This window comes from Achromobacter sp. AONIH1 (genome assembly GCF_002902905.1).
In the GTDB taxonomy this organism is placed as follows: Bacteria; Pseudomonadota; Gammaproteobacteria; order Burkholderiales; family Burkholderiaceae_B; genus Achromobacter.
Genome location: NZ_CP026124.1, coordinates 3,338,922 through 3,352,382, shown reverse-complemented (window position 1 = coordinate 3,352,382; position 13,461 = coordinate 3,338,922). Strand labels below are relative to the sequence as shown.

The window sequence follows — 13,461 nt, the reverse complement described above, 5'->3', positions numbered from 1 at the left end:
CTCCCTCAGCATTCGACGACGTTCACGGCCAGGCCGCCGCGCGACGTCTCCTTGTATTTGGTCTTCATGTCGGCTCCCGTCTCGCGCATGGTCTTGATGACGGCGTCCAGCGGCACGTAGTGCTGGCCGTCGCCCTTGAGCGCCATGCGCGAGGCGTTGATGGCCTTGATCGCGCCCATGGCGTTGCGCTCGATGCAGGGAATCTGCACGCGTCCGCCGACCGGGTCGCAGGTCATGCCCAGGTTGTGCTCCATGCCGATCTCGGCCGCGTTCTCGACCTGCTCGGGCGTGCCGCCCATCACCGCCGCCAGCGCCGCCGCGGCCATGGAGCAGGCCACCCCGACCTCGCCCTGGCAGCCGACCTCGGCGCCCGAGATCGACGCGGTTTCCTTGTAGATGGCGCCGATGGCGGCGGCGGTCAGCAGGAAATCGACGATGCCGTCGTCATTCGCGCCCGGCACGAAGCGCGCGTAGTAATGCAGCACCGCCGGGATCACGCCGGCCGCGCCGTTGGTCGGCGCGGTGACCACGCGGCCGCCGGCGGCGTTCTCTTCGTTGACGGCCATGGCGTACAGGTTGACCCAATCCAGCATGGCGAGCGGATCGCGCAGCGATTCCTCGGACCGGGCGCGCAGCTGGCGGCGCAGCTCGGGCGCGCGGCGCTTGACGCGCAAGGGGCCGGGCAGCTCGCCCTCCATGCGGCAGCCGCGCTCGACGCAGGCGCTCATCGCCGACCTGATGTCCAGCAGGCCGGCGCGCACCGCAGACGGCGTGCGCCGCGCGCACTCATTGCGCAGCACCACCTGGGCGATGGACAGCCCGCTTGCGCGGCAGGCGCCCAGCAGGTCGGCGCCGGTGCGAAACGGATGCGGCAGGCCGGCGGGCGCAACGGCGTCGTCCCCCTTTCCACCCTGGCCATCGACCACGAAGCCGCCGCCGATCGAGTAATAGATGCCCTCCGCCAGCGGTCCGCCCTGCCCGTCGACGGCCAGGAACCGCATGCCATTGGAATGCGCGCCGGCCTGGACCGCGCCCAGCAGGCGGCGGAAATAGAACAGATGCGCCTTTTCCTCGAAATCGATGACGTGGGTCCCGGCGAGCGCCAGGCACAGCCCCTGGCGGATCCGCGCCAGGCGCGGCTCGACCTCGTCCGGGTCGATGCGGTCGGGCAGGCAGCCTTCCAGGCCCAGCATCACGGCCTTGTCGGTCCCGTGCCCCTTGCCGGTCGCGCCCAGCGAGCCGTACAGCTCGACCCGCACGCCGCGCACGGCGGCCAGCGCGCCCGTCCGCGCCAGGCGCGCGGCGAAACGGCTGGCGGCGATCATCGGACCCACCGTGTGCGAGCTGGAGGGTCCGATGCCGATCTTGAACAGGTCGAAGGCGCTGACGTTCATCTGGCGGTTCCTGCGTCCACGGGGTGCGGACGGCGTTGGACGCCAGTACATCAAAGGGCGCAAGCGGCAGATAGAACAAATGCGGCATCGCGCAGGGATCGGCCCGCCAGCGCTCGCCGCATCGGCAAGGGCTCGGGGCCGCCGCGAGTGGCCCGTGGCGGCCGACTGCCGGCCGGCATCGGAGCCCAGCCCTTGCCGGCGTGCCCTTGCCGGCGTGCCCTTGCCGGCGCTGACCTGCCCTAGTAAAACTGCGAGCGGTTGGGAAACAGCTCCGCGTAATCGGCCCCATCAGCCGGAGCCGCGCCCGCCGCCGGCCCGGCCGCTTCCTGCCGGCCGCCCGCGCGATAGACGCCCGGCGGCACGCCGTAGGCCTGGCGGAATTCGCGCCCCATATGGGACGCATCCGAGAACCCGCAGGCCGACGCGATGGCGGCGACGGTCTTGCCGGATTGCCGCAGCATCCAGGCGGCCACGCCCAGGCGCATCGCGCGCGCGTAGGCCTGGGGCGACTTGCCGGTGTCTTCCTTGAACAGGCGCTCAAGCTGCCGCACCGACATGTCGAGTTTCTTCGCCAACGCTTCCACCGTCAGCGCCTGACTCAGGTGCTGCTCCATGAGCAGGATGGCGCGCCTGACCTTGGGATGGCTGGACGGCGCGGCCCCGGGCAGATGCGGCTGCGGCTGCGGCGCGTTGTAGCGCCCGGGTTCGTCGACCTGCAGGATGCGCAGCGCCTTCTGCACGGCGGCCGGCGGGACGTGGCGCGCCAGGATCGCCGCCCCCACGTCAATCGAAGCGCGACCGCCCGAGCAGGTGATGCGGCGGCGGTCCTCGACGTAGAGCCGGTCGGCCACCAGCAGATTGGCGTCGGCCTGCGGGAATTGCTCCAGGAAGTCCCAGTAGTGAAACCAGCTGACGCAGACCCGGTGCCCGTCCAGCACGCCGGCGCGCATCAGCGCGAAGGCGCCGGTGCACACCCCCACCAGCGTCGTGCGCGAGCCGCCCGCCGCGCGGATGAAATCCAGCGTCGCCTTGCTGATTTCGGGCGTCGCGCGCAACAGTCCGCCCACCACGACCAGATAGTCGTAGGCATCGGGACGGCCGAACAGGCTCCAGGGCGCAATCTGCACGCCGCAGCTCGCCCGCACCGGTTGCGGATTCTCTCCCAGTATTTCCCAGGAGCAGCGGCGCGGGCGGCTGTTGTCGCCCTCGTCGCTCGCCAGGCGCAGCACGTCCACCAGCCCCGAAAAGGCCGTCAAGGTGAAGTCCGGCAGCAGGATGATGCCAAAGCGGACGGGCGCGCCGTCCTGCGCGTCGGGAGCGTTCATGGCGTGGCGGGAATCCCTTGTACGGTGCGGCAGGGTGCGTGGCGGCTCGACGGCGCCGCCGAGCCATTATTCCAGAGATGCGGCGCCAGGGGCAGTTCGCGGCTGGCGCGAATATGCCGTCGCCGAGGCGGTTCCGTTCTAGTCGCGCGCCGGGCCGCGATGCTGTACTGCGTCCAGTCCGCCGCATCGCGCGACGACAGCGCGCGCGGCCACTTTCCCCTCACTTCCCTGCAAGGAACGGTCCCATGTTCTCGACCCGCATGAACATAGAAGATTTCGATCCGGCGCTGTGGGCGGCGATGCGCGCCGAAACCCGCCGCCAGGAAGACCACATCGAACTGATCGCCTCCGAGAACTACGCCAGCCCGCGCGTGCTGCAGGCGCAGGGATCGGCATTGACGAACAAGTATGCGGAAGGCTATCCCGGCAAGCGCTACTACGGCGGCTGCGAGCATGTGGACGAGGTGGAGCGGCTGGCCATCGAGCGCGCCTGCGCGTTGTTCGGCGCCGACTGGGCCAACGTGCAGCCGCATTCCGGCTCGCAGGCCAACGCGGCGGTCTACCAGGCCCTGCTGACGCCCGGCGACACGGTGGCGGGCATGAGCCTGGCGCATGGCGGCCACCTGACGCACGGGGCCAAGGTGAATTTCTCGGGCAAGCTCTACCAGGCCGTGCAGTACGGCGTCGACGCCGAGGGCCTGATCGACTATGACGCGCTGTTCCGGCTGGCGCAGGAGCATCGCCCGCGCATGCTGGTGGCCGGTTTTTCCGCCTATTCGCGCCACCTGGATTTCCCCCGGCTGCGCGCGATCGCCGACAGCGTCGGCGCCTGGCTGTTCGTCGACATCGCGCACGTGGCCGGCCTGGTCGCGGCCGGGCTGTATCCCAATCCGGTGCCTTACGCGGACATCGTCACCACCACCACGCACAAGACGCTCCGGGGTCCGCGCGGCGGTCTCATCATGGGCCGCGCCAATCCGGATATCGAAAAGAAGATCGCCTCGACGGTGTTCCCCGGCATCCAGGGCGGCCCGCTGATGCACGTGATCGCGGCCAAGGCGGTGGCGTTCAAGGAGGCGCAGCAGGCGGATTTCGCCGGCTACCAGCGTCAGGTGCTGGCGAACGCGCGCGCCATGGCCGCCACCTTCCAGGACCGGGGCTACAAGATCGTGTCCGGCGGCACCGACAACCACCTGCTGCTGGTGGACCTGACGGGCAAGTCCCTGACCGGCAAGGACGCCGACGCGGCCCTGGGCCAGGCCGGCATCACCGTGAACAAGAACGCCGTCCCGAACGACCCCCAGCCGCCCTTCGTCACCAGCGGCATCCGTATCGGCACGCCAGCCGTGACCTCGCGCGGCTTCGGCGAGGCCGAAGTCCGCGACGTGGCGGACTGGATCTGCGACGTGCTCGACGATCATCAGAATCCCGCCATCATCGCCACGGTCGCGGATGAAGTGCAGGCGCTGTGCCGCCGCTACCCCGTGTACGGCGCGCCCACCCAGGACGCCGCCTGAGTCGCCAGCCAGAGGACCTCCGCCATGCACGCCCAGGACGCCCATACACCTACGCCCCACCCGTTCTGCCTGACCCTGACCTGCCCCAGCGAACCAGGACAGGTCGCCGCCGTGGTCGGGTTCCTGGACCGGCGCGGCGGCTATGTCGATGAACTGGCGGTCTTCGACGACAAGAGCAAGCAGCGCTTCTTCCTGCGCTGCATCTTTCACGGCGTGGCGGCGCAGCCGCTGGAACTGGATGCCTTGAAGCGCGATTTCGCCGACATCGCGGCGCGCTTCGACATGTCCTGGCAGGTGTACGACCTGACGCGGCGGCCCAAGGTGATCATCATGGTGTCCAGGCTGGACCACTGCCTGGCGGACCTGCTGTTCCGCTGGCGCATGGACGAGCTGCGCATGGACATCGCCGCCATCGTGTCCAACCACCCCGACCTGCTCCCCCTGGCGCGGGAACACGCGATCGCCTTCCACCACCTGCCCGTCACGCCGCAGACCAAGCCCGAACAGGAGGCCCGGCTGCTGCGGCTGGTAGAGGACAGCGGCGCGGACCTGGTGGTGCTGGCGCGCTACATGCAGGTGCTGTCGCCCGACGCCACGGCGCGGCTGGCGGGCCGGGCCATCAACATCCACCATTCGTTCCTGCCCGGCTTCAAGGGCGCGCGCCCCTATCACCAGGCCTTCGAACGCGGCGTCAAACTGATCGGGGCCACCGCGCACTTCGTGACCGGGGATCTGGACGAAGGCCCCATCATCGAACAGATGGTGGACCGCGTGGACCACAGCTACGACCCCGCGCAGTTGCTCGCCGCAGGACGCGACATGGAATGCGTGGCGCTGGCGCGGGCCGTGCGGCTGTATCTCGAACGCCGCGTCTTCATCAACGACAACCGGACGGTGGTGCTGTAGCCGCCGGCAGGCCGGGCAGTCGCCGCCGGCCCCGGGGTTGGCGCGACTACCCGGGATGACGCCCGCGCGCATGGATCGGTCCCGCGCGGCCGCCTCGCTCACATGGGCCGGACGTCGAACACGCAGGCGTGTTCCGGTCCATGCTCGCCGGCGCACACAGCCTCATGGCAACGGGCGCGCAGCGTGGAGCCCGCATCGAGCGACACCCAATCCATGGCGCCGGCGAACCAGCCCGCGAACATATGGCAGCGCTTGCCCTCCCCTTCGTGAGCCTGGAGCACGAAGGCGGAATGGCGCAGCTCGATGTCGGCCGTGGCCCGCTCCGGGTCGATGCCGGCGATGGAGAACTGCCCCCAGCCGCGCTGCGAGATCCGGGTCAGATAGTGGGCGAAGACATCGACCCCGCGTATGCCGTGCTGCCGGGCTTCGCGGTCGCACCAGTAGTACGCCGACTTGTGGCCTGCCGCATAGAGGATGGCGGCATAGGCCTCGCGCCCCAGCGCCTGCTCCACCGCCTCGTGGTTGTTGACCAGGAAGTGGCGCGGCACGTAGAGCATGGGCAAGGCGTCGGTGGTCCAGACGCCGGTCTTCTCGTCAACGTCGATGGGAACTTGCGGATGCATATGTGTCTCCGGAATGAACGGGATCAGGTCGCCCAGACTTCGCCGAACACGCGCAGCCAGTTCGCCCCGATGACCTTCTCGATGCGCGACTCGGGCCAGCCCACGCGCGCCATGGCGTCGGTCAGGTTGGGAAATTCGCCGATGGTGCGAATGCCCTCCGGGTTCAGGATGGGACCGAAGTCCGTGAGCCTGCGGTAGCGCCCCTTGTCGTGCGTGATCCAGTCGAAGAAGCCCTTGTCGTAGCCCTGGGTGAAGTCCGTGCCCACGCCCACGCAGTCTTCGCCGACCCGGTCGATGGTGTAGCCGATGGCTTCCACATAGTCGTCGACCGTCGCCTCGACCCCGCGCCGCAGGAAGGGCGGGAACATGGTGACGCCGACGAAGCCGCCGTGGTCGGCGATGAAGCGCAGCTCGTCGTCGGACTTGTTGCGCGGATGCTCCTTCAGGCCCAGCGGCGCGCAGTGCGAATAGCAGACCGGCCGGGTGGAGGCCAGGATTGCCTCGCGCGAGGTCCGGCCGCCGACATGGGACAGGTCCACCATGATGCCGACGCGGTTCATTTCCCGGATCAGCTCCTGCCCGTAGCCCGACAGGCCGCCGTCGCGCTCGTAGCAGCCGGTGCCGACCAGGTTCTGGGTGTTGTAGCAAAGCTGGATCACGCGCACGCCCATGTCGGCGAAGGCCTCGACATGGCCCAGGTGATCCTCGCAGGCATGGGCGTTCTGGAAGCTCAGGATGATGCCGACCTTGCCCTCGCGCTTGGCCCGCGGGATATCCTCGGCCGTGCGCACCAGGATGGCCAGATCCTGGCAGTCGCGAATCAGCGCCTTCATGTCGGCGATGTTGGCGACCGTGTCCTGGAACCCTTCCCAGACCGAGACCGTGCAGCTGGCCGCGCTGAGCCCGCCGCGCCGCATGTCCTCGAAGATCGAGCGGTCCCACTTGGCGATGATCAGGCCGTCGATGACGATGCTGCGTTGATGCAGCGCGTTCATATGCGGTGCGTCTTTGAGTGCTGCGTTCATATGCGGTGTGTTCATGCATGCTCCTTGCTCAGCGTGTGCGCGGCACGCTCACCGCCCGCGCGGACGGCTCGGGCTGGCGCGCCGACAGTTCTTCCAGCGAGATGCCGCGCGTTTCCACGCCCAGCACATAGACCAGCAGCGCGGCGACGAAGAAACAGCCCGCCCCGACCGTGAACACGCCGCCCTGCCCCCAGTTCGGCAGCACCACGCCCACCAGGTACGGGCCCAGCAGCGATCCCACCCGCCCCACGGCCGACGCGAACCCCGATCCGGTCGCGCGCGCGCCGGTCGAATACAGTTCGGGCGTGTAGGCGTACAGCACCGCCCACATGCCGAACAGGAAGAACTGCATGATCAGGCCGGAGACGATCAGCGGCGTCTCACTGCCCGCCAGGATCGCGGTCTGGCCGTAGGCGTACACGGCCAGCGCGCCGCCCAGCAGCGCGGCGATGCAGGTGGGCTTACGCCCCCATTTCTCGACCAGCCAGGCGGCGCAGAGAAAGCCGGGAATGCCGCCCAGCGAGATCAGCACCGTGTACATCACGGACTTGGTCACGGCGAAGCCGGCCTGCTGCAGCAGCGCCCCCAGCCAGGTGGTCAACCCGTAAAAGCCCAGCAGCGCGAAGAACCACAGGCCCCACACCATGATGGTGCGGCTGCGGTACTGCGCCGAGAACAGCAGGCCCAGCGCGCCGCGCTTTTCCGGCGCGGCGGCATGGATCTCGACCGGCTCCGGCAGCGTCCGCACGCCCAGGCTCTTGCTGACCCTGGCCTCGATGTCGCTCAGGACGCGCTCGGCCTCGTCGTGGCGGCCGGCGTGCTCCAGCCAGCGCGGCGATTCCGGCACGTAGCGCCGCACCACCAGCAGGAAGGCTGCCGGAATCGCCAGCACCACGAAGACGGTGCGCCAGTCCGCCACCGACAGCAGGTAGTAGGCGATCAGGCCGGCGGTGATGAAACCCAGCGGCCAGAAGCCGTCCATCAGGGCGATGTAGCGGCCGCGCTGGCGGGTGGGCGTGAACTCGGACAGGATGGTCTGGGCGATGGGAAATTCCATGCCCATGCCCAGGCCCAGCAGCACGCGGTAGAAGATCAGTTCCTGGGCGCTGGCGGCGGTGGAGCACAGGTAGCTGGCCACGCCCCAGATGATCATGCTCACCTGGAACACCGGCTTGCGGCCGAACCTGTCGGCCAGCAGCCCGGACAGCGCCGCGCCGGCCGCCATGCCCAGGAAGCTGGCGCTGGCCAGCAGTCCCGCCTGGGCGGTGCTCAGGCCGAACTCCTGCTTGATGGAACCCAGCACGAAGGTCATCATGCCCAGGTCGATGGAATCGAAGAAGAAGGCGCCCGCGATGATGATGAAGATGACGCGGTGGTAGCCGCTGATCGGCAGGCGTTCGAGACGTGCGGCGGCGCTGTAGGCCGCGATGCTGCGCTGCTGGCTCATGTTTTCCCCTGAATATGCGATATGCCCGCGGGGATCGCGACGCGTCGCCGGATGAACGGCGCGGCCGCCAGGGAGGGCATTCCTGCGCGCTGCCGCCCTCCTTGCCCGCGAGGCCGCGCATGTCGGGATGCGCGGTGAAAGCAAGGCTAAACGCCGTCATGCGCGCCGTAAAATCGCATATTCTGATGGGGGGTATAACGCCGTCTTGTGCCCGCCCGGCGCGCGGATCCGCTAGCCTGGAGCCTGCACAACCCCGCGCGGCGTCCGCCCGCAGATCGCTCTCAGGAAGACTCGGCCCATGGACATCAAGCACTTGCGCACCTTCGTCACCGTGGCCCGGCTGGGCAGCATCACGAAGACCGCCGAGGCCCTGCACCTGACGCAGCCCGCCGTCAGCGGGCAGATCAAGAGCCTTGAGGAAGCGCTGGACGTGAAGCTGCTGCTGCGCACGCCGACGGCCCTGACGCTGACGGGCGCCGGACAGGATCTCAAGCTGCGCGCGGAAAAGGTGATCGACGCCTTCGGCGAATTCGTCAACGCAGCCAAGTCGCGGCGCGGCGCCGTGGCCGGGCAGCTGCGCATCGGGCTGGCTATGTACGACCCGGCCGTGATGCGCGTCGGCGCGCTGATGCAACGGCTCGCGCGCGACTACCCCGGTCTGCGGGTCGACCTGCAGGTCGGGCGGATCAGCTGGTTCTACGACGCGCTGCGCATCGCGGAAATCGACGCGGCCATCTCGGTCTGTCGAAACAGCCTGCCCGGCATCGCCGAAGTGCCCCTGAAAAACATGGTGTTCGAGCTGGTGATGCCGGCCGCCTGGGATGTGCCGGCCAATCCCGACCCGGACGCGCTGCTTGCGCTGCCCTGGATCCGGATGAGTCCGCGCAGCGCCCATTTCGACATGATGCGCGAGATCCAGCAGCAGATCGGCGCGCCGCGCCTGGAAGTGATGGAAGCCGACCACGAAGCCGTCATCCACGCGCTGGTGGCGGCGGGCGTGGGCATCGGCCTGCTGCGCCAGGAACTGGCCGAGATGGGCGAGGCGCGCGGTGAACTAAAGCGCTTGCGGACCTGTGCCGCCACGGCGCGCCTGTCCTTCATCCATGCCGTCGAACGGCAGTCCGACCCGGCCATGGTCGCGGTGGTGAGCGCGCTGCGGGCCACCTGGGGCCTGCCCGACGCCTGACCCGGCCGACCCGCGCCCCGCGCACCCGGCCCGCACCGGGCCCGCTCCCGGGCCCGGCCGCCGAGCCTTTAGGCCAGCGTGCGCGTCATCACCACATGGGCGATGCCGGCTTCCATGAATTCCTCGCCTTCCACCTGGAACCCGTGCGCTTCGTAGAAACCGGCGGCGTGCGTCTGCGCGTGCAGCACCAGCATGCGGTGCCCGTCGCCGTGCCCCTGGCCGATCAGCGCGTCCAGGATCTGCCCGCCCACGCCCAGGCCGCGCGCGCGCTTGCGCACGGCCATGCGGCCGATGTGGCCGTCGGGCAACAGGCGTCCGGTGCCCACCGCCGTGCCGTCCGTATCGTAGGCCACCGCATGCACCGACACCGCGTCGTCGTCGTCGAGCTCGACCTCGACCGGCACGCGCTGCTCGACCACGAAGACCTCGTGGCGCACGCTGGTCGCATCCTCGCGCAGGCGGTCCCAGGTTCCCAAAGTGATGCGTATGCTTGATGTCGCGGCTTTCATGCGTGTTTCCTTGCTGCCCGGGCTGATCATGGTTTCCATGCCAAGGACGGCCGCCATCGGGAAAATGCCCCAGCGCGCGAGACCGCCTTGCCAGTCATATTCTCTCAAATGAACCGGGAGAAAACAGCGACCTGACGCAATGGATCGACAGGAAACAACAGATCGGCGGAAAACGGCGAATAGATGCAATTGCAACTATTCAGCCAAATGGGCGTACCATCGTGGCTTGCTTTCGCCACGAACCGGACACCATGCCCACCCCTGCTCCGCTTTGGTTGAAATCCGCGCCCCTCGTGTTCCTGCTGCTGTGGTCCAGCGGCTTCGTCGTGCTGAAGATCGGCCTGGCCCATGCCGACCCGCTGACCTTCCTGGCGCTGCGCTATGCCTGCGTCGTCGCGCTGCTGGCGCCGCTGCTGCCAGCGCTGCGCCCGCCCATGCCGGCCAGCCCGCGCGCATGGACGCATCTGGCCATGGTGGGGCTGCTGCTGCAGGCCGGCTACTTCGGCTTCACCTACCTGGCGCTGGCGCACGGCATCTCGGCCGGCGGCGTGGCCCTGATCACCTCGCTGCAACCCATCTTGGTCGGCCTGCTGGCTCCGGCCATCGCCCGCGAGCGCGTCGATGCGCGGCGCTGGGCCGGGCTGACGCTGGGCGTGCTCGGCGCCGGCCTGGTGATCGTGGCCAAGGCCTCGGTGGACCTGCAATCGGCGGCGGGACTGGCCTACGCGGTGGCGGCGCTGCTGTGCATCACCGGCGGCACGCTGTATGAAAAGCGCCACGGGACGGACACGCATCCCGTCGTCTCGAATCTGGTGCAGTATTCGGTGGGTCTCCTGGTGACGGCGCCGCTGGCGGTCTGGCTCGAGCCCATGCGGGTGGAATGGACCGGGGCGCTGTTCGGCTCGCTGGCCTATCTGGTGGTGGGCAACTCGCTGGTGGCCATCTCGCTGCTGCTGGCCATGCTGCGTCACGGCGAGGCCTCGCGCGTGTCCGCGCTGTTCTTCCTGGTGCCGCCCTGCTCCGCCGTGATCGCCTATGCCGCGCTGGACGAGGCCATCCCGGCGCTGGCCTGGCCGGGCATGGCGCTGGCGGCGCTGGGTATCCTGCTGGTGACGCGGGCGCGGCCGGCGGCCGCCAGGTAGCACGGGCACGGCCTCCGGCGGCCAAGTAGAATGGGCGTCTTCGCGCCGCCCCGCCCACGTCTTCCCCCAATGAACGCCGTCATCACCGCCGCCCTGCCGGTTTTCGCGCTGATCCTGACCGGCTGGCTGGCGGCCCGCTGGAACCTCCTGGGCAGCGGCGCCACCGACGCGCTCAACCGCTACGTGGTCTATCTGTCGCTGCCGGCGCTGCTGTTCCGCGCCATGACCCAGGTCGATCTGGCCGCCATGACGCACTGGGGCTACGTCGGCGCCTTCGCCGGCGGCATCGCCATCACCTTCGTCGCCGGTTTCGCCGGCCGCCGCCGCGCGGCGCGCGCCCTGACCGACCGCAGCATCGAAGGCCTGGCCGCCGCCTACGCCAACGCGGGGTACATGGGCATTCCGCTGTGCGTGGCCCTGTTCGGCGCCGAAAGCCTGGCGCCGGCGGCCTTCGCCACGCTGCTGACGGCCAGCGTCCTGTTCGGCTGCGCCATCGCCCTGATCGAGCTGGACCGCCAGCAGGCGCCCGGCCTGGGCGCCACCCTGCTCAAGGTCGGCCAGGCGCTGATGCGCAACCCGCTGCTGGCCGCGCCCGTGGCCGGCCTGGCCTGGGCCGCCACCGGCATCGCGCTGCCCGAAGGGCTGGACCGTTACGTGACGCTGCTGGGCGCCTCGGCCAGCCCCTGTGCGCTGGTGGCCATCGGCCTGTTCCTGGCGCAGACCGAGACGGCCAGCCCCGGCCCCGGCGTGCTGCGGCTGGTGCTGGGCAAGCTGTTGCTGCAGCCGGCCGCCACGGCGGCCCTGGCCTTCCTGGTGTTCGACATGCCGCCGCTGTGGGCCTGGACCGCCGTGCTGATGAGCGCGCTGCCCATCGGCACCGGCCCCTTCATGCTGGCGCGCATGTACGGGCGCGACGCCCGCCTGACCTCGCGCGCCATCCTCGTTTCGACCCTGGCCTCGGTGCTCACCATCAGCCTGCTGGTGGCCTGGATCAGCGCCCATCCCATCAACTGACGTCTCAACTGAAAGCCCTGCCATGCTGCTTGCCGCCGCGATCTTCATCCTGACCATCACCCTCGTCATCTGGCAGCCGCGCGGCCTGTCCATCGGTTGGAGCGCGCTGATCGGCGCCGCCCTGGCGCTGGCCACCGGCGTGGTGCAGCCCGGCGACATCCCCGATGTCTGGCGCATCGTCTGGAACGCCACCGCGACCTTCATCGCCATCATCATCACCAGCCTGATCCTGGACGAGGCGGGCTTCTTCGAATGGTCGGCGCTGCACGTGGCGCGCTGGGGCGGCGGTCGCGGCCGGCTGCTGTTCGTGCTGATCGTGCTGCTGGGCGCCGTGGTCTCGGCGCTGTTCGCCAACGATGGCGCGGCGCTGATCCTCACGCCCATCGTCATGGAGATGCTGCTGGCGCTGGGCTTCGGCCCCGGCGCCTCGCTGGCCTTCGTCATGGCCGCCGGCTTCATCGCCGACACCGGCAGCATCGCGCTGATCGTCTCCAACCTGGTCAACATCGTATCGGCGGACTTCTTCGGCATCGGCTTCGGCGAGTACGCCTCGGTGATGGTGCCGGTGAACCTGATGGCGGTGGCGTCCACGCTGGCGGTGCTGCTGCTGTTCTTCCGCAAGAGCATCCCGCCGCGCTACGACGTGAGCCAGCTGCCCGCCCCCGCCTCGGCCGTGCGCGACCCGGTCACGTTCCGCGCCGGCTGGGTCGTGCTGGCGCTGCTGCTGGCGGGCTTCTTCATCCTGGAACCGTTGGGCATCCCGGTCAGCGCCATCGCGGCCGCCGGCGCGCTGGGCCTGCTGCTGATCGCCGGCCGCCAGCACATCGTCGGCACGCGACGCGTCATGCGCGGCGCGCCCTGGCATATCGTGGTGTTCTCGCTGGGCATGTACCTGGTGGTATACGGCCTGCGCAACGCCGGCCTGACCGCCTACCTGACCCAGGTGCTGGAACGCTGCGCGGAATACGGCGTGTGGGGCGCGGCGATGGGCACCGGGCTGGCGACGGCCTTCCTGTCATCGGTCATGAACAACCTGCCCACCGTGCTGGTGGGCGCGCTGTCCATCGGCGACACCAGCGCCGTGGGTCCGGTGAAGGACGCCATGATCTACGCCAACGTGATCGGCAGCGACCTGGGGCCCAAGATCACCCCGATCGGCAGCCTGGCCACCCTGCTGTGGCTGCACGTGCTGGCGCGCAAGGGCCTGCGCATCACCTGGGGCTATTACTTCCGCGTCGGCCTGGTGCTGACGCTGCCGGTGCTGCTGCTGACGCTGGCGGCGCTGGCCTGGCGCCTGCAATAGGCGGCCAGCCATCCCGGCGTGGCCGGCGGCGGGCCAGCTCGCGCCGGCGCGCATGACGCGCCGCGATGCT

General features: G+C 69.5%; 12 protein-coding genes. 6 read left to right on the top strand and 6 right to left on the bottom strand.

Going from position 1 to position 13,461, the window contains the following annotated elements; translation table 11 throughout:
- Positions 1-5 precede the first annotated feature (5 nt).
- Both C2U31_RS15395 and C2U31_RS15390 read right to left on the bottom strand, forming a co-directional pair.
- Positions 6-1,394: an L-serine ammonia-lyase gene (locus C2U31_RS15395; RefSeq protein WP_103273559.1), complete on the bottom strand. Its 1,389-nt coding sequence runs from the start codon at positions 1,392-1,394 to the stop codon at positions 6-8.
- A gap of 239 nt (positions 1,395-1,633) precedes the next feature.
- Positions 1,634-2,719: a GlxA family transcriptional regulator gene (locus C2U31_RS15390; protein WP_103273558.1), complete on the bottom strand. Its 1,086-nt coding sequence runs from the start codon at positions 2,717-2,719 to the stop codon at positions 1,634-1,636.
- 245 nt (positions 2,720-2,964) lie between these two features.
- On the opposite strand from C2U31_RS15390, the gene glyA reads away from it, so the two are divergent.
- Both glyA and purU read left to right on the top strand, forming a co-directional pair.
- On the top strand, positions 2,965-4,236 hold the full coding sequence (gene glyA / locus C2U31_RS15385) for a serine hydroxymethyltransferase (protein WP_103273557.1): 1,272 nt from the start codon (positions 2,965-2,967) through the stop codon (positions 4,234-4,236).
- Between the two features lie 24 nt (positions 4,237-4,260).
- The gene (purU, locus tag C2U31_RS15380) at positions 4,261-5,142 is read left to right on the top strand and encodes a formyltetrahydrofolate deformylase (RefSeq protein WP_103273556.1); all 882 of its coding nucleotides are present in this window, start codon (positions 4,261-4,263) and stop codon (positions 5,140-5,142) included.
- A 98-nt stretch (positions 5,143-5,240) separates the two neighbouring features.
- On the opposite strand, the gene C2U31_RS15375 is transcribed toward purU, so the two are convergent.
- From C2U31_RS15375 to C2U31_RS15365, 3 genes are read right to left on the bottom strand one after another with little or no spacing between them, the layout of a single operon-like run.
- On the bottom strand, positions 5,241-5,765 hold the full coding sequence (locus C2U31_RS15375) for a DUF5943 domain-containing protein (RefSeq protein ID WP_103273555.1): 525 nt from the start codon (positions 5,763-5,765) through the stop codon (positions 5,241-5,243).
- Positions 5,766-5,788: 23 nt separating this feature from the next.
- Positions 5,789-6,760 carry a dipeptidase gene (locus C2U31_RS15370; RefSeq protein ID WP_103273554.1) on the bottom strand — a complete coding sequence of 324 codons (972 nt, stop codon included), beginning with the start codon at positions 6,758-6,760 and terminating at the stop codon, positions 5,789-5,791.
- 58 nt (positions 6,761-6,818) lie between these two features.
- Positions 6,819-8,237 (bottom strand): MFS transporter, encoded by a 1,419-nt coding sequence (locus C2U31_RS15365; RefSeq protein WP_103273553.1) that lies wholly within the window; start codon positions 8,235-8,237, stop codon positions 6,819-6,821.
- Between the two features lie 298 nt (positions 8,238-8,535).
- Here C2U31_RS15365 and C2U31_RS15360 point away from each other — a divergent pair, with 298 nt between their 5' ends.
- A complete protein-coding gene (locus tag C2U31_RS15360; RefSeq protein WP_103273552.1) occupies positions 8,536-9,423 on the top strand; it encodes a LysR family transcriptional regulator in 888 nt (295 codons plus the stop codon).
- A gap of 68 nt (positions 9,424-9,491) precedes the next feature.
- Here the strand turns inward: C2U31_RS15360 and C2U31_RS15355 are convergent, their stop codons facing one another.
- Entirely contained in the window at positions 9,492-9,932 is a 441-nt protein-coding gene (locus C2U31_RS15355; RefSeq protein WP_103276388.1) for a GNAT family N-acetyltransferase, read from the bottom strand.
- A gap of 251 nt (positions 9,933-10,183) precedes the next feature.
- Between C2U31_RS15355 and C2U31_RS15350 the strand changes: the two genes are divergently transcribed.
- The 3 genes from C2U31_RS15350 (at position 10,184) to C2U31_RS15340 (ending at position 13,391) form a co-directional block, all read left to right on the top strand.
- Positions 10,184-11,074, top strand: coding sequence for a DMT family transporter (locus tag C2U31_RS15350; RefSeq protein WP_103273551.1), 891 nt, complete (start codon positions 10,184-10,186; stop codon positions 11,072-11,074).
- 69 nt (positions 11,075-11,143) lie between these two features.
- Positions 11,144-12,088, top strand: coding sequence for an AEC family transporter (locus C2U31_RS15345; protein WP_103273550.1), 945 nt, complete (start codon positions 11,144-11,146; stop codon positions 12,086-12,088).
- Between the two features lie 22 nt (positions 12,089-12,110).
- Positions 12,111-13,391, top strand: a complete 1,281-nt coding sequence (locus tag C2U31_RS15340; RefSeq protein WP_103273549.1) for an arsenic transporter — start codon at positions 12,111-12,113, stop codon at positions 13,389-13,391.
- Positions 13,392-13,461 lie beyond the last annotated feature (70 nt).